Here is a 20,804-nt window from a genome sequence, read left to right on the forward strand (position 1 = left end):
TATATTGTTTAATAAAAGCTTCGATATAAATGTTAGGGAATCAATACCTATTCAGTTTATCATATTAGTTGGACGGAGTCTGAATGAATGATTCCAAATTGTATATAAGAGGTGTCATGCAATATGATCATTGGGATTGGTATAGATATTATTGAAATTAAACGGATCAAGCGTACATATGAACGTCAGCCAAAACTTGCTGACCGCATTTTGACAGAGACGGAGCTCGGCTATTTCCACGCGTTGGAGCACCAAAAAAGCCTGGAGTTCCTTGCCGGAAGGTTTGCTGCAAAAGAAGCGTATGCAAAAGCGACAGGTACCGGAATCGGAGGGCGTCTTAGCTGGAAAGATGTCCAGATACTTCCGAATGATTCCGGAAAACCAGTTATTGAAGGTGGGAATCCTGAGTGGAATGCCCATGTATCCATCTCCCATAGTAAAGAATTCGCAGTTGCACAAGTAATCCTTGAAAGCTCGTCAAGCTAGTCTGCATATTGCCAGAAGTTGTCTCATATATTTGTAGTGCGGTTAGGAGGGAACGCTGAAACATATGGGCAGATGGTCGAGTGAGTGCAGCCGCTAAAGGTTTTTAACAAGGGGGTGTAGATCCAAGGAAACTGCTTGCATTCACCATGCCAGGATTTTTAAGCCTCAATTCGCACTAATATAACATTCAGGGAATTTGTGTATCCCCGTGGCGGAGCATCAAAGACCTATCTGCATGTCATATGTGAGGTCCCTCTTTTGTCATCTATATGAGGCAAAGGAGATGAAAAATTTGAAAAGAATACTCTCGCTTCTTGTGATTGCACTTATGATCACGGCGCTTGCTGCTTGTGGGTCCAAAAGCCAGAAGGATGTATTGTCAGATTTAGAAAGAACGATGGATAAAATGTCCGGTTATAAATCCGAGGCTACAATGACCCTCCAGACTGGAGAAAATCCACTGACCTACGAGATAGAAATCTGGCATAAAAAGCCGAGTTTTTACCGGGTCAGCTTGAAGAACGCCGAAAAGGACCAAAGCCAAATGATCCTGAGAAACAGTGAAGGTGTGTTCGTGCTAACACCAGCACTCAACAAGAGCTTCAGATTCCAGAGTGATTGGCCGGAAAACAGCAGCCAGGTGTACTTGATGGAGTCTTTGATCAGCGATATTCTGATGGATGATGATCGGAATTTCAAGACTGGAGACAATGGCTATGTATTCAATACTAAAACAAATTATCAAAATAAGAACCTTTATCAGCAAGAGATCACACTTGATAAGTCCAACTTACTCCCGAGCAAAGTGAAAGTAATGGACAAAGATTTGAAAGTCTTAGTAGATGTTAAGTTCAAGAATACGAAGTTAAATACGAAATTTGACGACGGAGCATTCGATATGGAGCGTAACATGGAAAGTGCTCAACTGGAAGTTCCAACAATGGCAACAGGGGATAAGAACAAGAAACTCACCCCTGTATTTCCAGAATTCGTTCCTGAGGGCACGACTTTGTTGAACCAGGTCGCGAACAGCACAGGGGATGAAGTTATTCTCACATACGCGGGAGACCAATCATTCACCATCATCCAAAAGCAGGCGACTGTTGCACCTGCAACCAAAATGCTGACGATGAACGAAGGCGAACTTGTCGATATAGGCTTTGCAGTTGGTGTGTTGAACGGTACAACACTTAGCTGGTCAGTCGATGGAGTAGATTATTACCTTGCCTCGAATGATCTGACAGAAGAAGATATGGCAGCAATCGCATCATCAATGGTGATGGCGCAAGGAAAATGATGGATGACAGGCTGGAAGAATAGAACTGATATTCTTTTAAGCCTGTTTTTTTGTTGAATAGCGGTGCCTCAAGGGTTCTCAAATGGTGCCAGGTACCGCACGAGAACCCAACGGGGGCAAGGCATCTGAATCGGTGCCTGGTACACGATGATGAAACACCAGCCAAACACAATATATAAACCTCCAAAAATAAATTTACCGTTACGAAATGGTTATGTACAATAGAAGGAAAATAGTTTGGGCTGGGAGTCGTTTTCATGCAATTTTACAGACCTACTTGGGCAGAAATCAATTTAAACCACATTATAGATAACTACCTTCATATACAAAACCATTTAAAAGGCGGAACGAAAGTGATGGCGATTGTAAAGGCTGATGGATATGGACATGGTGCCGTACAAGTCGCCAGCAACCTGATAGAAAATGGTGTGGATCACTTAGGTGTAGCTCTATTGGATGAAGCGATTGCGCTAAGAAGATCCGGAATCGAGACGCCGATCCATGTTCTAGGCTGGATTGATCCTGAATATGCTTCAATAGCTGCACAATACAACGTTTCATTAACCGTTTTTCAATCAGAATGGCTGCAAAGTCTAGGTGAAATTGAAGGTGAATTAAAGCTTCATATCAAGTTTGACACTGGTATGGGCCGTATAGGTATAAATGATGAGAATGAGGCAAAGATAATAATTAATCAAGTTAAACAAAATCAGAGTTTGAAGTTAGAGGGCGTTTTCTCACATCTTGCAACAGCTGATGAACTAGACTCAGAGCTTGTGGATCGTCAAATGGATCGCTTTTCGAAGTACCTCTCTCTTTTAGAAGATGAAGGCGTATCTCCGGAGCTCATTCATTTCGGAAACAGTGCCGGGGCTATTCGTTTTCCGGAGTATAGACAACATTATGTCCGGGTTGGAATTTCGCTTTATGGCCTTTCTCCCTCAGAGGAGATTAAAAGTGTCTTGCCATTTCCTCTTAAACAAGCTTTTTCATTACACAGTAAGTTGACCCATGTAAAAAAAATCAAACCTGGAGATACCTTAAGTTACGGGGCGACTTATCGTGCGGAAAAGGAAGAGTGGATTGGAACGGTACCTATCGGATATGCAGATGGTTGGTTTCGAAGATATGCCGAAAAAGGTTCAGTCCTCGTCAACGGTCAATTGGCAAAAATCGTCGGCCGCATCTGTATGGATCAGCTTATGGTGAAACTGCCATATAAGGTTGCCGTGGGAACTGAAGTCATACTTTTGGGACATCAAGGATCTGAGGCGATAACCATTGATGATGTTGCAAACCAAAATGGAACGATCAACTATGAAATACCCTGCGCGATCTCCTCTCGAGTGCCGAGAATTTACAAAAAAAACAACAAAATCATTGAAACAATGAATCAAACTTTAAATAATTCGTAAATTATTAAAGGAAATCGGCTGAAAATGGCGAATGGATATACGGAGATTGCTTTGCAAAATTGCGTATAGGATGGTACTATTAATAGGGGATTTTAAGAGAGCGTAGCAGTTAGCTGGAGGTGGATTTTTGTGTCAGATTTGAACACAAAGAGAATTGTCATAAGCTTACCGGAGCAACTGATAAAAGAGGTGGACGGAGCGATTATGAACGAAAACTTGAACAGAAGCGAGTTTATTCATCAGGCAACCAAAATGTATCTGCGAGAACGGGAGAGCAGCCATATCCGCGAGTCAATGCGCCAAGGGTATAAGGAAATGGCGAAAATCAATTTGAACATTGCATCAGAAGCCTTTCTTGCTGAGGAGGAAGCTGATCTAACTTTGGACCGCTTAGTAAGCGGGGTGTAATGATTTGATAGTGAAGCGTGGCGACGTTTACTTTGCAGATCTTTCTCCAGTAGTAGGGTCGGAGCAAGGAGGTATCCGGCCGGTATTGATCATACAGAATGATATCGGTAACCGGTTTAGTCCGACAGTAATCGTCGCGGCCATTACAGCCCAGATTCAAAAGGCTAAACTACCTACTCACGTAGAAATCAGCGCTAAAAAATATAAGTTCGAACGAGACTCTGTCATCTTACTAGAACAAATCCGGACGATAGACAAACAAAGATTAACAGACAAAATAACACATCTAGACGATGAAATGATGAAAAAAGTTGATGATGCTCTCCAGATCAGCCTGGGGCTCATCGATTTTTAACCGTCATGACAGAGTAAGCTGCTGATTTTACCAGCGGCTTTTTTACATTTAAAGAAAGTTTTGACTTGCTTCAATATAAGTGCAACTAAGGCTTAGCCTCGCGCAAATGGCCTGGCTGCCAAGTTTTCATTATACATAAATTTGGATCTATAACCCGAATGGAAGTACTAAAAGTTGTGTCATTAGCTCCTACCCTTTACGTATCATGGCGTTTAAAGGGTTTTGCTTTCCCAAGCCCTATGCCTTCTGACAAAAAATGCAATTTGAGACGAAGAGTTTAGTGTCAGAATGGGCATTGACTCGAATGTAAAATTGTGCCTCAAAGGTGAAAAGGATTGAAAGATTTAGACAATAATGAAATAATGTTTTCATGGAGAATTTTTGATCGGAGGGTACGGGATGTATTCGACAATAAACGAAGTTATAAAACATAACCGTTCATTTATTGAAGAAGAATGGCAGTCACAGATGCTGCAATTTAGAGAAGATGAGCGTGAATTAAACAGTGTTACGAACGAAGTATATAAAAACTCTAATACAGAGTTCATAGATAATTTATTGAAGCATGTTATAGATGGCCAAGAAGAGATAAGCTCAGACCTTCAAGACTTCTTCGAAAGAACTGTCCAGATCGGATGGCCTTTAAGTTATGTTACGAAGGGCCTTCAGCTTTTTCGCCGAATTGGATTGAAAACCATCGTTAATGAAAAAGAAAACATTGATGATGTCATGGATACGTTCGAGTTTTTCGATCGGACGATAGATACCCTCTATGAAAAAATTGTAACGTATTCCACTCAGAATTGGAAAGATACAATATCAGTTCAGAAGAAAGCTTTGCTCGAATTATCAGCACCACTGATCCCTGTTTTTGAGAGTATCAGTGTAATGCCTCTGATTGGAACGATTGACACAGAACGGGCAAAACTGATTATGGAGAATCTGTTGGATGGTGTCATAAAAAATCGCTCTCAGGTGGTATTGATTGATATAACAGGCGTTCCTGTAGTCGATACGATGGTCGCCCATCACATAATCCAAGCAGCAGAAGCAGTAAGGTTGATTGGATCAAAATGCATTCTTGTCGGAATCCGTCCGGAAATTGCCCAAACTATCGTTAACCTTGGAATCGATTTAAGTGAATTCCCTACAAGAAGTACTCTTCTTAAAGGAATCGAAGCAGCACTAGAATTAACGAATAAAAAAATAGAAGCCTTATCCTAGGGGGGACTACGGATGAGAGTACCAATTCTTAAACTACATGAATACTTATTGATCTCAATTCAAGTCGAACTTGATGATAAGACTGCTTTGCAATTCCAGGAAGATTTATTAAGTAAGATCCATGACACGGGCGCTAAAGGAATTGTCATAGATCTTACTTCAGTGGACATGGTCGATTCCTTCATTGCAAAGGTACTTGGTGATGTCGTCAAGATGTCGAATTTGATGGGTGCTAGAGTGGTTTTGACTGGGATACAACCACCTGTAGCCATAACATTGATCGATCTTGGCATCAATATGAGAGATGTGCCAACTGCATTAGATTTAGAACAGGGGCTAGATAAATTACAACAGGACATGGAGGGATGACTATGGCCGTCCAATCCTGTGTAGATGTTCGTAATGAATGGGATATTGTCAGTGCGCGTCAATTAGGCAGGGATCTAGCGAAAGATCTTGGTTTTTCAAGTGTTGATCAAGCTAGGATTACGACAGCGATATCCGAATTAGCAAGAAACATATATCTATATGCAGGGAACGGAAGAATCTGTATCGAGCCGATTGAGGAAGGAAACCGAAGAGGCCTTCGAATCGTCGCCAATGATACCGGCCCTGGAATTCAAGATATACGTAAAGTAATGGAAGATGGATATACAACATCTGGTGGACTGGGAGCTGGTCTTCCAGGGGTGAAAAGACTTATGGATGAATTTGCAATTCAGTCTACAGTAGATGTAGGTACAGAAATTTATATAACGAAATGGCTCCGCTAGGAGGATCGCAGATGTTGGGGGATAAAGGTTTATTAGTAGAAAGATATGAGCAGTTTTTATCTGCTTATTTAAGCGGCAGAACAGAACAAGCCCTATATAAAGCTCAACAATTCAGCCGGAAAATGATAGAACAAAACATTTCCCCTGAAGAAGTGATCAATATTCATTATACGGTGCTGGAATCACTGAACGGAGATATTCCCGAACAGGTGAAAGACTCATTTGATTTCTTAATTGAAGTCATGATGGGATATGGTATGGCTTATCGGGAACATCAAATACTTCGTGATAAACAATTGGCTCTAGAATCCGAGATAGAGGTAGCTGCTAGTATGCAGCAGACTCTTCTTCAAGGGGAAGTGCCGAAAGTCGATGCATTGAAAATCGGCGTAATCAGTAAGGCAGCTAAGAAAATGAGCGGGGATTACTATCACTTTGTACAAAACAGTCCTGAATCGATCAGTGTTGCTGTTGCGGACGTCATCGGCAAGGGCGTACCCGCAGCTCTTTGCATGTCCATGATCAAATATGCGATGGACAGTTTACCTGAACAACAAAACAACCCAAGTATCGTTCTTGAAAACTTAAACCGTGTGGTGGAACAGAACGTTGATCCCACCATGTTTATTACGATGTTTTATGGTCATTACAACACAGACCTTCATCGCTTTTTTTATGCTGGTGCCGGTCATGAGCCGGGTTTTTACTACAATGCTTTAACAGATGATTTCGAAGAATTCACTGCCAAAGGTCTTGTATTAGGTGTGTCCCGAAATACGAAATATAAGCAATATGAAAAGAAAATTGAAGTCGGAGACATGATCATCCTGCTTTCGGACGGTGTCACAGAGTGTCGGACAAGCAGTGGGTTCATTTCTAGAGATGAAGTGATTTCATTGATTCGTTCCCACATGCATTTATCACCACAAGAAATCGTAGATAATGTCTACGCTGAATTGGAACAATTACAGGAATTTGAATTAAGGGATGATTTTACCTTAATAATTTTAAAAAGAGCGGTTTAGTTTCAAATAACTTGTGGTATTGATAAAGTAATGCATTCTTATATATTAAGGGGGAAGTCGAAGATGAATTTACAGATCCAAAAGAAAGACACAGATAATCATATAGATGAATTGGTCCTAATCGGTGAGGTAGATGCTTATACAGCACCCAAACTGAAAGAAACATTGCTGGAATCTACACAAAAGCAAGGACAAAAAGTCGTTGTCGATCTCAGCGGTGTTCAATATATGGATAGTACTGGACTTGGCGTATTCGTAGGCGCTCTAAAATCCTCACAACAATCTGGGAGTACCCTGACTTTGACAGGTATGACCGAACGTGTTGAAAGGTTGTTCGAAATCACGGGCCTCACAGAAGTGATAAACATCGAGAACACCCAAGAGGAGGAGGCGCGATGAGTGATGTTATCGAAATGGTGATTCCGGCAAAGCCAGATTTTGTTGGCGTAGCAAGGTTAACGGTTTCTGGTATAGCTAGTAGAATGGGTTATACATTTGACGAGATCGAAGACATTAAAATCGCAGTTTCTGAAGCGATTACGAATGCAGTAAATCACGCATACGGCACAGAGGATGAGGGTGAAATCCGCCTGTACTATGGCATGTATGACGATAAGCTTGAAATCACTGTCATGGATAAAGGGAAAAGTTTCGATGTAGAAACAACAAAACTTAGTACTGGTCCAGTCAACGGAAAGCCTATCGAGCAAATTAATGAAGGAGGGTTGGGTCTTTTCTTGATTGAGACGCTAATGGACAAAGTGGATATTAGCGATGAAGCAGGAGTGGTAGTCATAATGACGAAATACCTAAACAGAGATGGGGTGGATGAAAGTGTCGACCAATACAAGTCAGCCCCCTCACAATAAGGACTTCGTCTACGAGTTATTGGAACAACTGCGAGAAGATCCTGAAAACCAGGAAATCCAAACCATTCTTGTTGAACATTATCAAGATTTGGTCCATTCACTTGCTCGTAAATTTTCGAAAGGGAAAAGCATCCACGATGACTTAGTGCAAGTCGGCATGATTGGTCTTCTGGCTGCTTTTCGACGTTATGATCCTGAGTTTGGAAGAAGCTTCGAATCGTTCGCGGTTCCGACGATCATCGGAGAAATCAAACGCTTCATCCGTGATAAAACATGGAGTGTGCATGTACCGCGAAGGATCAAAGAGCTAAGTCCAAGGATTAAACGGGCAGTTGAAGAACTTACAAATGAATTGCAACGTTCACCTAAGGTTGCTGAAATTGCCGATTATCTAGAATCTTCTGAGGAAGAAATCCTGGAAACGATGGAAATGGGTAAAAGTTATCAAGCCCTTTCGGTCGACAGTTCGATCGAAGCTGACCAGGAAGGAAGTACGGTTACTCTCTTGGACCTTGTCGGAAGTACAGAAAGCGGTTATGAACAAACAGATCAGCGCATGTTGCTGCAAAAAGCTTTTCATGTATTATCAGAACGAGAACAACAGATATTGAAATGCACTTATTTTGAAAATTTAAGTCAAAAAGAAACAGGTAAACGCTTGAATATTTCACAGATGCATGTATCGAGATTACAACGTAGAGCACTTGAAAAGTTGAAGGATGCAATACGTGTCGATCCTTCGGAGGCACTGAATCATGATTGAAAACTATATCCATCATCATGTTGACTGGAGTACCTTCCAACGTTCCAAAGTAGAAGGTCAGTGTAACGGTGACAGCTATTTTGCTAAAGAAACAGATAATTATTTCATCTGCATGGTGGCTGACGGTTTAGGAAGTGGGCAAGCGGCACATGATGCGTCTACTAAAACTGTGAAAGTCGTGGAAGAAAATCACGATAAAGATGTTGATACATTGATGAGTCTGTGTAATGAGTCTCTTCAATATACAAGAGGGGCAGTATTGACTATTTTCAAAGTCCATTTCAAAAGGAACTTGCTTGAATATTGCGGGGTAGGCAATATTCGATTGATTATTGGCTTGCCATCTGGAAAAATGGTTCATGCAATCCCGAAATCAGGCTTCCTATCAGGTAAACCTGCAAAGTTTAACGTGAGAGAAATCGAATATCAAACAGGTTCAATGTTCATTGCCTATTCAGATGGTATTGAACTTTCTTCGCCAGATAAACGGAATGTTATCAAATCAAGGAATCCAAGAATAGCAGTAAGTTATTTACGACAAAAATGCAGTTCTGTCGCTGATGACATGACATGCGTAATCGGAAAAGTCACTTAAAGGAGTTTTCTCGTATTAATGAGGGAGCTCTTTTTTGTGTCTTTAAAAAATTCATTAGCGGTGAAACAGCTACCTCATACCAGGTGACTTTATAACCGTTGATTACATAGCGAGGTATTCTTTGGTAAACTTGTACGTATATCAGTTTTACGAGGAGGAGCAAGTTTGGAGATGAACAATGAAATCATTTCACAAGTAGCCAAGGATACGAAATTATCCTTGAAATACGTTAAAAATATCATTGACCTTCTTGAAGAAGGAAATACCGTCCCTTTTATCGCAAGGTACCGCAAAGAATTGACCGGTGCTGCTGATGAAGTACAGATTCGACGTGTATCAGAAGAGTGGGAATACAAACGGAACCTTGAAAAGCGAAAAGAGGAAGTCCTTCGTTTAATTGAAGAACAAGATAAACTGACGGATGAATTGAGGTCAGAAATACATAATGCGACTAAGCTTCAACAGGTTGAAGATCTTTACCGCCCCTATAAGCAAAAGAAACGTACACGTGCGACTACGGCGAAGGAAAAAGGATTAGAACCGCTAGCAGATCTGATTCTTGAACAGAAAAGCGGCGTGGACATAGAAGCAGAAGCTCGAAGATTCGTTTCAGTAGACAAGGAAGTCCTTAGTATAGAAGAAGCCATCCAGGGAGCAGAGGACATCATTGCTGAAAGAGTTTCCGATGATTCAGATAACCGTTCCTGGATTCGTTCCATCACTTTTCAAGAGGGTATTGTCGAAACAAAACTGAAAGGAAAGGAGGAACCTGAAGAGAAAACATACGAAATGTACTATGACTATCAAGAACCTGTTAAGAAAATCGTCCCTCACCGGACATTAGCGGTCAATCGCGGAGAGAAGGAAGACGTCCTGAAAGTATCAATTTCAGCACCTACAGATAAAATCCTGAGAAAACTAAGCAATAAGTACGTAAAAGGACAATCCTCATCTACGGTTTATATTGAGCGTGCAATCTTGGATGGCTACAAGCGATTGATTTCACCATCAATCGAACGGGATATTCGGAATGAATTGACGGAGACTGCGGATGAACAAGCGATACGAATCTTTTCAGAAAACCTTAGACACCTTTTATTGCAACCACCATTGAAAGGAAAGATAGCACTCGGCGTTGATCCTGGATATCGAACTGGTTGTAAGCTTGCTGTCGTCGATGAAACCGGCAAGACGTTAGACGTAGATGTCATGTACCCGACTCCGCCGAAATCAGAAGTAGAAAAATCAAAAACGATCTTGAAAGGCATGATTGAGCGTCATAACGTCGAAATTGTCGCTATAGGAAATGGGACAGGTTCGAGGGAGACAGAACAATTCGTTGCCGACCTCATCAAAGAGATGGACCGGCCTTTGGCCTATCTGATCGTCAGTGAAGCTGGAGCGAGTGTTTACTCTGCCTCTGATATTGCACGCCAGGAATTCCCTGATTTGAAGGTAGAGGAGCGAAGCGCAGTATCGATCGCGAGAAGACTGCAGGATCCATTATCCGAACTTGTGAAAATCGATCCAAAGTCAATTGGTGTCGGTCAGTACCAGCATGATGTCTCGCAAAAGCGTTTGAATGAATCCCTTACATTCGTTGTTGAGACAGTAGTCAACCAAGTCGGCGTCAATGTGAATACGGCATCTCCATCCTTATTGCAGTATGTAGCAGGCCTTTCGAAAGCTGTTGCAAATAACATCGTCAAGAAAAGGGAAGAAGAAGGAAAGTTCACGAGCAGAACCCAATTGAAAAAGATTCCGCGTCTTGGTACGAAGACATACGAACAATGTATCGGTTTCTTAAGGATCATTGAAGGGAAGCACCCGCTGGACCAAACTCCCATCCATCCTGAAACCTATGCAGATACGCGTAAATTGTTGAGTTTATTGGAAGTGACTGAACAAGAAATCGGAACGGAGGAAATCCGGAAGAAACTCCAGTCGATTGATTTGAAAGAGTACGCAGAGAAACTGGATATTGGGGAACTGACCTTGAAGGATATCGTAGATGCGCTGGTGAAACCATCAAGAGATCCTCGTGATGAAGTGACGAAACCTTTATTGAAAACAGATGTTTTGAAGATGGAAGACCTGAAAGAAGGGATGGAGCTCGAAGGAACCGTCCGGAATGTCGTCGACTTCGGCGCATTTGTTGATATCGGTGTCAAACAGGACGGACTGGTTCATATCTCAAAGCTTAGCAAACACTACGTCAAACATCCGATGGATGTCGTGCACGTAGGCCAAGTCGTCAAAGTGTGGGTAGAACAGGTAAATCTGGATAAGCAACGGATTGCTCTGACGATGGTTACCAATTAAGGAAAAGACAAAAAGCACTGCTTACTAGGAGCAGTGTTTTTTTCTGTAGAAAAACCAACATTGGTTCAATAATTTGATTTGGTATCGGTCTTTATTAAAATAAGCATTCCTTAACTGCTTTTTAAACCAGTAAGGCACGATGAGCCCTCCTCACTTTCCTTAATGGTGGTTATTAGTCTATGTGTGACTGCTTGCCTTTGTTCGTGTCATACTGTTTACTTTTCATTTAGCTGAACCTTTGGCAAAATAGAAGGGAAGTAACGAAAAGGATTGAAAGTAATGGAAGAAAATACACTACAACGATTAGTTGAAGATATATCAATTGAATTTTTCGGCAGGCCCTTTAAGCATACAGCGCGATTCAATAATCGACTTAAAACGACAGGTGGAAGATATCTGTTGAGAAGCCATGATCTTGAATTCAACCGGAAGCAGCTTGAAGTCCATGGGATGGAAGCTTTCATCGGAATCATCAAGCATGAGCTCTGCCATTATCATCTTCATCTGATGAAAAAAGGCTATAAGCACCGCGATCGTGATTTCAAACAGTTATTGAAAGAAGTCGGCGGCAGCCGGTATTGCGAGGTGATCCCTGGTCAGAGGAGACAAGAAAAGATCAAATACATCTATTTATGTAATAAATGCGGCCATCAATATCCCAGAAAACGAAGAGTGGATACTCGCAAGTTTTCCTGTGGAAAATGCAGAGGAAAGTTGAAGCGAAAAAGTATTGACTAACAAATATGATTATGTTACTTTAATTAAGTCGCTATAGAGACAACCTCTTAAATACGACAAAGTCACTTAAAGAAAACTTGGCAAAGCCAAACCTTGGTGAAGGCTGAGAGTGCAAAACATAATTAATTTTTAAAGCAAAAAAGTTATTGACTTCATCGTTTGTGTGTGATAAGATATTTATTGTCGCTAAAAAACAGAAACACACATTATTCCACAGTAGCTCAGTGGTAGAGCTATCGGCTGTTAACCGATCGGTCGCAGGTTCGAGTCCTGCCTGTGGAGCCATACGGAGAAGTACCCAAGTGGCTGAAGGGGCGCCCCTGCTAAGGGTGTAGGTCGTGTAAGCGGCGCGAGGGTTCAAATCCCTCCTTCTCCGCCATTTCAATACTTAAACTTTGTAGTTGGCCCCTTGGTCAAGTGGTTAAGACACCGCCCTTTCACGGCGGTAACACGGGTTCGAATCCCGTAGGGGTCACCATTTACGTCATATATAAATTAAGTTGGTGCAACGCGATGTGCACCACTGATGATTTGCCAAGTGGACCCGTGGTGTAGGGGTTAACATGCCTGCCTGTCACGCAGGAGATCGCCGGTTCGAATCCGGTCGGGTCCGCCATTTATAAATTAAAACTTGTATTGTTATGCGATGGGCTATAGCCAAGCGGTAAGGCAACGGACTTTGACTCCGTCATGCGTTGGTTCGAATCCAGCTAGCCCAGCCATAATGAGCCATTAGCTCAGTCGGTAGAGCATCTGACTTTTAATCAGAGGGTCGAAGGTTCGAGTCCTTCATGGCTCACCACTTTTTTGCGGGTGTGGCGGAATTGGCAGACGCGCTAGACTTAGGATCTAGTGTCCTTGCGACGTGGGGGTTCAAGTCCCTCCACCCGCACCATATTTTAAAAATGGTGCAACGTCTTATATGGAAGGTGCATCACTAGTTTTAAACATCAACAATTTAGCGGTCGTGGCGGAATGGCAGACGCGCTAGCTTGAGGGGCTAGTGGGTGTATACCCGTGGAGGTTCGAGTCCTCTCGACCGCACCATAATCAACTTCAAAACATTAATCAATGCGCCCGTAGCTCAATTGGATAGAGCGTCTGACTACGGATCAGAAGGTTAGGGGTTCGACTCCTCTCGGGCGCGCCATATAACGGGAAGTGGCTCAGCTTGGTAGAGCACCTGGTTTGGGACCAGGGGGTCGCAGGTTCAAATCCTGTCTTCCCGACCATCACATTTGCGGGTGTAGTTTAGTGGTAAAACAAGAGCCTTCCAAGCTCTGGTCGTGAGTTCGATTCTCATCACCCGCTCCATTCTATTATGGGCCTATAGCTCAGCTGGTTAGAGCGCACGCCTGATAAGCGTGAGGTCGGTGGTTCGAGTCCACTTAGGCCCACCATTAACAATTCCTTCGAATAGAGTTTCTTTCAAATGCAACTCTCAAAACGAAGCAAACCAGCTCTTTGAAAACTGAACAAAAGCCAAGCGTGAAACGGGTCTTTTATAAGAACCCTGAATCAATTTCGATTTACATTTAATGAGCAATCAAACACTTTATTGGAGAGTTTGATCCTGGCTCAGGACGAACGCTGGCGGCGTGCCTAATACATGCAAGTCGAGCGGACCAACGAGGAGCTTGCTCCTCAGAGGTCAGCGGCGGACGGGTGAGTAACACGTGGGCAACCTGCCTGTAAGACTGGGATAACTCCGGGAAACCGGGGCTAATACCGGATAACATTCTCCTCTGCATAGAGGAGGATTAAAAGATGGCTTCGGCTATCACTTACAGATGGGCCCGCGGCGCATTAGCTAGTTGGTGAGGTAAGGGCTCACCAAGGCGACGATGCGTAGCCGACCTGAGAGGGTGATCGGCCACACTGGGACTGAGACACGGCCCAGACTCCTACGGGAGGCAGCAGTAGGGAATCTTCGGCAATGGACGAAAGTCTGACCGAGCAACGCCGCGTGAGTGAGGAAGGCCTTCGGGTCGTAAAGCTCTGTTGTTAGGGAAGAACAAGTACCGTTCGAACAGGGCGGTACCTTGACGGTACCTAACCAGAAAGCCACGGCTAACTACGTGCCAGCAGCCGCGGTAATACGTAGGTGGCAAGCGTTGTCCGGAATTATTGGGCGTAAAGCGCGCGCAGGCGGTCTCTTAAGTCTGATGTGAAAGCCCACGGCTCAACCGTGGAGGGTCATTGGAAACTGGGGGACTTGAGTACTGGAGAGGAGAGTGGAATTCCATGTGTAGCGGTGAAATGCGTAGATATATGGAGGAACACCAGTGGCGAAGGCGGCTCTCTGGCCAGTAACTGACGCTGAGGCGCGAAAGCGTGGGGAGCAAACAGGATTAGATACCCTGGTAGTCCACGCCGTAAACGATGAGTGCTAGGTGTTGGGGGGTTCCACCCTCAGTGCTGACGTTAACACATTAAGCACTCCGCCTGGGGAGTACGACCGCAAGGTTGAAACTCAAAGGAATTGACGGGGGCCCGCACAAGCAGTGGAGCATGTGGTTTAATTCGAAGCAACGCGAAGAACCTTACCAGGTCTTGACATCCTTCGCTACTTCCAGAGATGGAAGGTTCCCCTTCGGGGGACGAAGTGACAGGTGGTGCATGGTTGTCGTCAGCTCGTGTCGTGAGATGTTGGGTTAAGTCCCGCAACGAGCGCAACCCTTGATCTTAGTTGCCAGCATTCAGTTGGGCACTCTAAGGTGACTGCCGGTGACAAACCGGAGGAAGGTGGGGACGACGTCAAATCATCATGCCCCTTATGACCTGGGCTACACACGTGCTACAATGGATGGTACAAAGGGCAGCAAAACCGCGAGGTTGAGCGAATCCCATAAAGCCATTCTCAGTTCGGATTGCAGGCTGCAACTCGCCTGCATGAAGCCGGAATTGCTAGTAATCGCGGATCAGCATGCCGCGGTGAATACGTTCCCGGGCCTTGTACACACCGCCCGTCACACCACGAGAGTTTGTAACACCCGAAGTCGGTGAGGTAACCTTTTGGAACCAGCCGCCGAAGGTGGGACAGATGATTGGGGTGAAGTCGTAACAAGGTAGCCGTATCGGAAGGTGCGGCTGGATCACCTCCTTTCTAAGGAGTCCTTTATGGACATGGAACACGCTTTGGCTTTTGTTTAGTTTTGAAAGAGCTCATTCTCTTTCAATACATTGTTCCTTGAAAACTAGATAATGAAATTCTTGAAAACAAGACATCGAAAACGTCATTTAATGACAAGTAAGAAGTGTAAGTTCATTCATAACGTGGTTAAGTTATGAAGGGCGCACGGTGGATGCCTTGGCACTAGGAGCCGAAGAAGGACGGGACGAACACCGATATGCCTCGGGGAGCTGTAAGTAAGCTTTGATCCGGGGATTTCCGAATGGGGGAACCCACTGCCCGTAATGGGGTAGGATCCATACCTGAATTCATAGGGTATGAGAAGGCAGACCTGGGGAACTGAAACATCTTAGTACCCAGAGGAAGAGAAAGCAATCGCGATTTCCTGAGTAGCGGCGAGCGAAACGGAAACAGCCCAAACCAAGAGGCTTGCCTCTTGGGGTTGTAGGACACTCTATACGGAGTAAGAAAGGAACGGCGTAGGCGAAGCGGTCTGGAAAGGCCCGCCAGAGGAGGTAACAGCCCTGTAGCCAAAACGTCGTTCCCTCCAGAGTGGATCCTGAGTACGGCGGGACACGTGAAACCCCGTCGGAAGCTGGGAGGACCATCTCCCAAGGCTAAATACTCCCTAGTGACCGATAGTGAACCAGTACCGTGAGGGAAAGGTGAAAAGCACCCCGGAAGGGGAGTGAAAGAGATCCTGAAACCGTGTGCCTACAAGTAGTCGGAGCCCATTAACGGGTGACGGCGTGCCTTTTGTAGAATGAACCGGCGAGTTACGATAACGTGCAAGGTTAAGTCGCAGAGACGGAGCCGCAGCGAAAGCGAGTCTGAACAGGGCGCATGAGTACGTTGTCGTAGACCCGAAACCGAGTGATCTACCCATGTCCAGGGTGAAGTTCAGGTAACACTGAATGGAGGCCCGAACCCACGCACGTTGAAAAGTGCGGGGATGAGGTGTGGGTAGGGGTGAAATGCCAATCGAACTCGGAGATAGCTGGTTCTCCCCGAAATAGCTTTAGGGCTAGCCTCGTGGTGAGAGTTCTGGAGGTAGAGCACTGATTGGACTAGGGGTCCCCACAGGATTACCGAATTCAGTCAAACTCCGAATGCCAGGAACTTGTCCACGGGAGTCAGACTGCGAGTGATAAGATCCGTAGTCGAGAGGGAAACAGCCCAGACCATCAGCTAAGGTCCCCAAGTATACGTTAAGTGGAAAAGGATGTGGAGTTGCCCAGACAACCAGGATGTTGGCTTAGAAGCAGCCACCATTTAAAGAGTGCGTAATAGCTCACTGGTCGAGTGACTCTGCGCCGAAAATGTACCGGGGCTAAACGTATCACCGAAGCTATGGATTGTACCTAACGGTACAGTGGTAGGGGAGCGTTCGAAGGGCTGAGAAGCGAGACCGGAAGGACTCGTGGAGCGCTTTGAAGTGAGAATGCCGGTATGAGTAGCGAAAAGAGAAGTGAGAATCTTCTCCATCGAAAGCCCAAGGTTTCCTGAGGAAGGCTCGTCCGCTCAGGGTTAGTCGGGACCTAAGCCGAGGCCGAAAGGCGTAGGCGATGGCCAACAGGTTGATATTCCTGTACCACCTCCTTTCCGTTTGAGCAACGGGGGGACGCAGGAAGGTAGGGAGAGCGCGCTGATGGATATGCGCGTCCAAGCAGTCAGGCCGGTGGATAGGCAAATCCGTCCACCATACGGCGGAGCTGTGATGGCGAGGGAACTAGAGTACCGAAGTCCCTGATCCTACACTGCCAAGAAAAGCCTCTAGCGAGGAAAGAGGTGCCCGTACCGTAAACCGACACAGGTAGGCGAGGAGAGAATCCTAAGATGCTCGGGAGAACTCTCGTTAAGGAACTCGGCAAAATGACCCCGTAACTTCGGGAGAAGGGGTGCTCTGATAGGGTGCAAGCCCGAGAGAGCCGCAGTGAAAAGATCCAAGCGACTGTTTAGCAAAAACACAGGTCTCTGCGAAGCCGTAAGGCGAAGTATAGGGGCTGACACCTGCCCGGTGCTGGAAGGTTAAGAGGAGGGGTTATCCATTAGGAGAAGCTCTGAATCGAAGCCCCAGTAAACGGCGGCCGTAACTATAACGGTCCTAAGGTAGCGAAATTCCTTGTCGGGTAAGTTCCGACCCGCACGAAAGGTGCAACGACTTGGATACTGTCTCAACGAGAGACCCGGTGAAATTATAGTACCTGTGAAGATGCAGGTTACCCGCGACAGGACGGAAAGACCCCATGGAGCTTTACTGTAGCCTGATATTGGATTTTGGTATCGTTTGTACAGGATAGGTAGGAGCCAGAGAAGCCGGACCGCCAGGTTCGGTGGAGGCGTCGGTGGGATACTACCCTGACGGTATTGAAATTCTAACCCAGGACCGTGATCCGGTCCGGAGACAGTGTCAGGTGGGCAGTTTGACTGGGGCGGTCGCCTCCTAAAGTGTAACGGAGGCGCCCAAAGGTTCCCTCAGAATGGTTGGAAATCATTCGCAGAGTGTAAAGGCACAAGGGAGCTTGACTGCGAGACCTACAAGTCGAGCAGGGACGAAAGTCGGGCTTAGTGATCCGGTGGTTCCGCATGGAAGGGCCATCGCTCAACGGATAAAAGCTACCCTGGGGATAACAGGCTTATCTCCCCCAAGAGTCCACATCGACGGGGAGGTTTGGCACCTCGATGTCGGCTCATCGCATCCTGGGGCTGAAGTAGGTCCCAAGGGTTGGGCTGTTCGCCCATTAAAGCGGTACGCGAGCTGGGTTCAGAACGTCGTGAGACAGTTCGGTCCCTATCCGTCGCGGGCGCAGGAAATTTGAGAGGAGCTGTCCTTAGTACGAGAGGACCGGGATGGACACACCGCTGGTGTACCAGTTGTTCCGCCAGGAGCATAGCTGGGTAGCTACGTGTGGACGGGATAAGTGCTGAAAGCATCTAAGCATGAAGCCCCCCTCAAGATGAGATTTCCCATCGCGTCAAGCGAGTAAGATCCCTCAGAGATGATGAGGTTGATAGGTCTGGTGTGGAAGCGTGGTGACACGTGGAGCTGACAGATACTAATCGATCGAGGACTTAACCACTTCACTTAAATATCGACGATGTTTTCAAGAACCGTTATCTAGTTTTGAGGGAACAGTATCCCTTGAATTTCATACAGTCTGGTGACGAAGGCGAAGAGGTCACACCCGTTCCCATGCCGAACACGGAAGTTAAGCTCTTCAGCGCCAATGGTAATTGGGGGCTTCCCCCTGTGAGAGTAGGACGTCGCCGGGCACCACAAGAGTAGTCGGGAGACTGCTTTTTTTTGTATATAAAGGGTGAAATTAGGGTTCGAACCTTTTCGTTTTAGAGATTGCAAAAGGAATTTAGAGGGTTTTGGCACCCTGAAATCGAGAAAAAGCCAAAACGAGGTCCTCAAAGAGGGACTCAGACAGTGAAAACTCGAAAATCGTGAAATGACGAACTCAAAAACCATACTAACTAAGAAAATGGCCGATAAGCTCGAGCACAATGGTAATTGGGGACTTCCTTCTATGAAAGTAGGAAGTCGTCGGTTCACAAGAATAGTAACAGAATGCTCTTTCTTATTGATTATTCAAAAGTCGGCATGAATATCGTCTAAACGGCGTGATAATCAGAATTTCGGCTCGAATATGTTCATTTCCGACGTGTTTAATCGAACCAGACAGCAGTCCAATGTGGTTCCCAATATACATAGTGAGAAAATATACCAAGTTGTATGGTTTTTCGGGGTGGTTTCGTTCGTGTTATATTGGTTTGTAGATGGAGGCGATAGAATTGAATAATAATTTACGTTTTGATTCAAAGGCTGTACATTTTCATAAAAGGATTAAGTCAGAATCTACCAGCAAAGCGCAACCGATCTATCAAACGTCGGCTTTTAAATTTAAAAACCTTAATGAGCTGGAAGGTTATTTTGAAGGTAAATCACCTCATATGTATTCGAGAGTAAGTAATCCAAATACAGACGACCTGGGAACAGGAGTCGCACAGTTAGAAGGAGCACCGAATGGCATAGCGACTTCATCAGGAATTTCAGCAATTTTAGCAGGCATCCTTTCTGTTGCTAAAAATGGATCTCACATCGTCGCTTGCGAAGATCTATACGGCGGCACCTATCAGCTATTGGCAAAAGAATTACCTTCTTTAGGTATTGAAGTCTCTTTCGCCTCTTTTGAGAGTGAAGAGAGCATTCGTTCAGCTATGAAGTCCAACACGGTTTTACTTTACTCTGAATCAATTACAAATCCATTTTTACGGGTGGAGAATATAGATTTAATCGTTAATATTGCTGAAGATACAAATGTCCATACGATGATTGATAACACGTTTGCCACACCATATCTCCTTCAACCATATCTAAAGGGAGTTAACCTTGTCGTTCACAGTGCGACGAAGTACATCGGAGGACATTCAGATATCACAGCGGGTGTAGTTGTCGGTGATGCCGCTCTTGTCGAAAAAGCCAAAAGCAAAGTGATGAATTTAGGGAGCAATCTCAGTCCATTTGAAGCGTGGTTGACATGTCGTGGGTTAAAGACATTAAGTGTCCGGATGGAAAGGCATACGACGAATGCTCAGAAGCTGGCGAGCTTTTTAACAGAACATGCTGGTGTAGAAAAGGTTTATTATCCTAAGCAAGCATCTGATAAAGGGAATGGAGCGATTGTATCGATTGTTTTAAACGAAGAGATCGATCCGAACCTTTTTTGTGAAAAGCTAGATTGGATCGGTGTAGTTCCAACTTTGGCAGGAGTAGAAACGACTGTATCATATCCGATTGGTACATCACACCGAGCTTTACCAGCCTCTGATCAAGAGCGTTTAGGGATAACCAAACAATTGATCCGTATTTCAGTAGGTATTGAAGATTATCAAGATATTGAGGATACGTTCCGGAAGGCTTTATCTTAAATTGACGGGAAGTGCTGCTTTTTGGCAGTACTTTCCTTATTAATAAAAAATTAAAAATAGGCTTGCACTAGTGAATAATACATGTTATATTAGTTATTGTCCGGTTGAAAAGGAAACCACTTATATATCGTCGCGGGGTGGAGCAGTCTGGTAGCTCGTCGGGCTCATAACCCGAAGGTCGTAGGTTCAAATCCTATCCCCGCAACCAAATTAAGTTCATTGTACTACGTCGATTTATCTTACTTTCAATGAATATATGGAGTACCCGGAGGGGTGCAACCAAAATAAAATTCACTACGTCGAATAATCATCATAGTTAGTTTTAACTCGTGGTGTTATGGTGCAAATAAAAACCAATACATATCTGGACCCGTGGTGTAGGGGTTAACATGCCTGCCTGTCACGCAGGAGATCGCCGGTTCGAATCCGGTCGGGTCCGCCATTAACATGAAACAAAGGTTTCGTG

At 44.7% G+C, this 20,804-nt stretch carries 17 protein-coding genes, 14 tRNA genes and 3 rRNA genes; 33 read left to right on the forward strand and 1 reads right to left on the reverse strand.

Features of this window, described 5'->3' with window-relative positions:
* Positions 1 to 123: 123 nt before the first annotated feature.
* From acpS to ACJROX_RS01615, 14 genes are all read left to right on the forward strand, one after another.
* On the forward strand, positions 124 to 486 hold the full coding sequence (gene acpS / locus ACJROX_RS01550; protein WP_408009051.1) for a holo-ACP synthase: 363 nt from the start codon (positions 124 to 126) through the stop codon (positions 484 to 486).
* 283 nt (positions 487 to 769) lie between these two features.
* Positions 770 to 1,783 (forward strand): LolA family protein, encoded by a 1,014-nt coding sequence (locus ACJROX_RS01555; protein ID WP_408009052.1) that lies wholly within the window; start codon positions 770 to 772, stop codon positions 1,781 to 1,783.
* A 257-nt stretch (positions 1,784 to 2,040) separates the two neighbouring features.
* Positions 2,041 to 3,198, forward strand: coding sequence for an alanine racemase (alr, locus tag ACJROX_RS01560; protein ID WP_408009053.1), 1,158 nt, complete (start codon positions 2,041 to 2,043; stop codon positions 3,196 to 3,198).
* A 129-nt stretch (positions 3,199 to 3,327) separates the two neighbouring features.
* Positions 3,328 to 3,606: a CopG family ribbon-helix-helix protein gene (locus ACJROX_RS01565; protein WP_225066439.1), complete on the forward strand. Its 279-nt coding sequence runs from the start codon at positions 3,328 to 3,330 to the stop codon at positions 3,604 to 3,606.
* Positions 3,607 to 3,610: 4 nt separating this feature from the next.
* Entirely contained in the window at positions 3,611 to 3,961 is a 351-nt protein-coding gene (locus tag ACJROX_RS01570) for a type II toxin-antitoxin system PemK/MazF family toxin (protein ID WP_221569017.1), read from the forward strand.
* 399 nt (positions 3,962 to 4,360) lie between these two features.
* A complete protein-coding gene (locus ACJROX_RS01575; protein WP_408009054.1) occupies positions 4,361 to 5,185 on the forward strand; it encodes an STAS domain-containing protein in 825 nt (274 codons plus the stop codon).
* Between the two features lie 12 nt (positions 5,186 to 5,197).
* A complete protein-coding gene (locus ACJROX_RS01580; protein ID WP_408009055.1) occupies positions 5,198 to 5,554 on the forward strand; it encodes an STAS domain-containing protein in 357 nt (118 codons plus the stop codon).
* 2 nt (positions 5,555 to 5,556) lie between these two features.
* Positions 5,557 to 5,958, forward strand: coding sequence for an anti-sigma regulatory factor (locus tag ACJROX_RS01585; protein WP_408009056.1), 402 nt, complete (start codon positions 5,557 to 5,559; stop codon positions 5,956 to 5,958).
* A gap of 11 nt (positions 5,959 to 5,969) precedes the next feature.
* Positions 5,970 to 6,983 (forward strand): PP2C family protein-serine/threonine phosphatase, encoded by a 1,014-nt coding sequence (locus ACJROX_RS01590; protein ID WP_408009057.1) that lies wholly within the window; start codon positions 5,970 to 5,972, stop codon positions 6,981 to 6,983.
* Positions 6,984 to 7,046: 63 nt separating this feature from the next.
* Positions 7,047 to 7,382: an STAS domain-containing protein gene (locus tag ACJROX_RS01595; protein WP_408009058.1), complete on the forward strand. Its 336-nt coding sequence runs from the start codon at positions 7,047 to 7,049 to the stop codon at positions 7,380 to 7,382.
* Complete coding sequence (gene rsbW, locus ACJROX_RS01600) at positions 7,379 to 7,852, forward strand: anti-sigma B factor RsbW (protein WP_408009059.1); 474 nt, start codon at positions 7,379 to 7,381, stop codon at positions 7,850 to 7,852. The genes ACJROX_RS01595 and rsbW overlap by 4 nt, the downstream gene beginning before the upstream one ends.
* Positions 7,818 to 8,615 (forward strand): RNA polymerase sigma factor SigB, encoded by a 798-nt coding sequence (gene sigB, locus ACJROX_RS01605; protein WP_408009060.1) that lies wholly within the window; start codon positions 7,818 to 7,820, stop codon positions 8,613 to 8,615. The genes rsbW and sigB overlap by 35 nt, the downstream gene beginning before the upstream one ends.
* Positions 8,608 to 9,210, forward strand: coding sequence for a SpoIIE family protein phosphatase (locus ACJROX_RS01610; protein WP_408009061.1), 603 nt, complete (start codon positions 8,608 to 8,610; stop codon positions 9,208 to 9,210). Before sigB ends, ACJROX_RS01610 begins: the two co-directional genes overlap by 8 nt.
* 171 nt (positions 9,211 to 9,381) lie before the next feature.
* Positions 9,382 to 11,532, forward strand: a complete 2,151-nt coding sequence (locus tag ACJROX_RS01615; RefSeq protein ID WP_408011554.1) for a Tex family protein — start codon at positions 9,382 to 9,384, stop codon at positions 11,530 to 11,532.
* A gap of 24 nt (positions 11,533 to 11,556) precedes the next feature.
* Here ACJROX_RS01615 and cmpA read toward each other — a convergent pair whose 3' ends face one another.
* On the reverse strand, positions 11,557 to 11,670 hold the full coding sequence (cmpA, locus tag ACJROX_RS01620) for a cortex morphogenetic protein CmpA (RefSeq protein ID WP_221569009.1): 114 nt from the start codon (positions 11,668 to 11,670) through the stop codon (positions 11,557 to 11,559).
* Between the two features lie 141 nt (positions 11,671 to 11,811).
* Between cmpA and ACJROX_RS01625 the strand changes: the two genes are divergently transcribed.
* From ACJROX_RS01625 to ACJROX_RS01715, 19 genes are all read left to right on the forward strand, one after another.
* On the forward strand, positions 11,812 to 12,270 hold the full coding sequence (locus ACJROX_RS01625; RefSeq protein ID WP_408009062.1) for a SprT family protein: 459 nt from the start codon (positions 11,812 to 11,814) through the stop codon (positions 12,268 to 12,270).
* 210 nt (positions 12,271 to 12,480) lie between these two features.
* Positions 12,481 to 12,555, forward strand: a tRNA-Asn gene (locus ACJROX_RS01630).
* Positions 12,556 to 12,558: 3 nt separating this feature from the next.
* Positions 12,559 to 12,649 (forward strand) — tRNA-Ser (locus ACJROX_RS01635).
* A gap of 24 nt (positions 12,650 to 12,673) precedes the next feature.
* A tRNA-Glu gene (locus tag ACJROX_RS01640) sits at positions 12,674 to 12,748 on the forward strand.
* A gap of 62 nt (positions 12,749 to 12,810) precedes the next feature.
* Positions 12,811 to 12,886: transfer RNA gene (locus ACJROX_RS01645), tRNA-Asp, on the forward strand.
* 31 nt (positions 12,887 to 12,917) lie between these two features.
* A tRNA-Gln gene (locus ACJROX_RS01650) sits at positions 12,918 to 12,992 on the forward strand.
* 4 nt (positions 12,993 to 12,996) lie between these two features.
* Positions 12,997 to 13,072, forward strand: a tRNA-Lys gene (locus ACJROX_RS01655).
* Positions 13,073 to 13,079: 7 nt separating this feature from the next.
* Positions 13,080 to 13,165 (forward strand) — tRNA-Leu (locus ACJROX_RS01660).
* 66 nt (positions 13,166 to 13,231) lie between these two features.
* Positions 13,232 to 13,317, forward strand: a tRNA-Leu gene (locus ACJROX_RS01665).
* Positions 13,318 to 13,343: 26 nt separating this feature from the next.
* Positions 13,344 to 13,420 (forward strand) — tRNA-Arg (locus tag ACJROX_RS01670).
* A gap of 5 nt (positions 13,421 to 13,425) precedes the next feature.
* Positions 13,426 to 13,502 (forward strand) — tRNA-Pro (locus tag ACJROX_RS01675).
* A gap of 8 nt (positions 13,503 to 13,510) precedes the next feature.
* A tRNA-Gly gene (locus ACJROX_RS01680) sits at positions 13,511 to 13,584 on the forward strand.
* Positions 13,585 to 13,593: 9 nt separating this feature from the next.
* Positions 13,594 to 13,670, forward strand: a tRNA-Ile gene (locus tag ACJROX_RS01685).
* A 155-nt stretch (positions 13,671 to 13,825) separates the two neighbouring features.
* Positions 13,826 to 15,376: ribosomal RNA gene (locus ACJROX_RS01690) — 16S ribosomal RNA — on the forward strand.
* 172 nt (positions 15,377 to 15,548) lie between these two features.
* Positions 15,549 to 18,483: ribosomal RNA gene (locus ACJROX_RS01695) — 23S ribosomal RNA — on the forward strand.
* A gap of 77 nt (positions 18,484 to 18,560) precedes the next feature.
* A 5S ribosomal RNA gene (gene rrf / locus ACJROX_RS01700) occupies positions 18,561 to 18,676 on the forward strand.
* Together the 16S, 23S and 5S rRNA genes with 12 tRNA genes alongside form the textbook arrangement of a ribosomal RNA operon.
* Positions 18,677 to 19,201: 525 nt before the next feature.
* Positions 19,202 to 20,338 carry a trans-sulfuration enzyme family protein gene (locus ACJROX_RS01705; RefSeq protein ID WP_408009063.1) on the forward strand — a complete coding sequence of 379 codons (1,137 nt, stop codon included), beginning with the start codon at positions 19,202 to 19,204 and terminating at the stop codon, positions 20,336 to 20,338.
* 131 nt (positions 20,339 to 20,469) lie between these two features.
* Positions 20,470 to 20,546: transfer RNA gene (locus ACJROX_RS01710), tRNA-Met, on the forward strand.
* Between the two features lie 158 nt (positions 20,547 to 20,704).
* Positions 20,705 to 20,780: transfer RNA gene (locus tag ACJROX_RS01715), tRNA-Asp, on the forward strand.
* Positions 20,781 to 20,804 lie beyond the last annotated feature (24 nt).

It is taken from the genome of Pseudalkalibacillus sp. A8, from assembly GCF_045920555.1.
Lineage (GTDB): Bacteria > Bacillota > Bacilli > Bacillales > Fictibacillaceae > Pseudalkalibacillus.

Coding starts and splice junctions, on each gene's coding strand:
- ACJROX_RS01615 (WP_408011554.1), top strand. CDS start 9,382: ATGAACAATGAAATCATTTCACAAGTAGCCAAGGATACGAAATTATCC.
- ACJROX_RS01625 (WP_408009062.1), top strand. CDS start 11,812: ATGGAAGAAAATACACTACAACGATTAGTTGAAGATATATCAATTGAA.
- alr (WP_408009053.1), top strand. CDS start 2,041: ATGCAATTTTACAGACCTACTTGGGCAGAAATCAATTTAAACCACATT.
- ACJROX_RS01575 (WP_408009054.1), top strand. CDS start 4,361: ATGTATTCGACAATAAACGAAGTTATAAAACATAACCGTTCATTTATT.
- ACJROX_RS01610 (WP_408009061.1), top strand. CDS start 8,608: ATGATTGAAAACTATATCCATCATCATGTTGACTGGAGTACCTTCCAA.
- ACJROX_RS01580 (WP_408009055.1), top strand. CDS start 5,198: ATGAGAGTACCAATTCTTAAACTACATGAATACTTATTGATCTCAATT.
- rsbW (WP_408009059.1), top strand. CDS start 7,379: ATGAGTGATGTTATCGAAATGGTGATTCCGGCAAAGCCAGATTTTGTT.
- acpS (WP_408009051.1), top strand. CDS start 124: ATGATCATTGGGATTGGTATAGATATTATTGAAATTAAACGGATCAAG.
- ACJROX_RS01595 (WP_408009058.1), top strand. CDS start 7,047: ATGAATTTACAGATCCAAAAGAAAGACACAGATAATCATATAGATGAA.
- ACJROX_RS01590 (WP_408009057.1), top strand. CDS start 5,970: ATGTTGGGGGATAAAGGTTTATTAGTAGAAAGATATGAGCAGTTTTTA.
- ACJROX_RS01585 (WP_408009056.1), top strand. CDS start 5,557: ATGGCCGTCCAATCCTGTGTAGATGTTCGTAATGAATGGGATATTGTC.
- ACJROX_RS01555 (WP_408009052.1), top strand. CDS start 770: ATGAAAAATTTGAAAAGAATACTCTCGCTTCTTGTGATTGCACTTATG.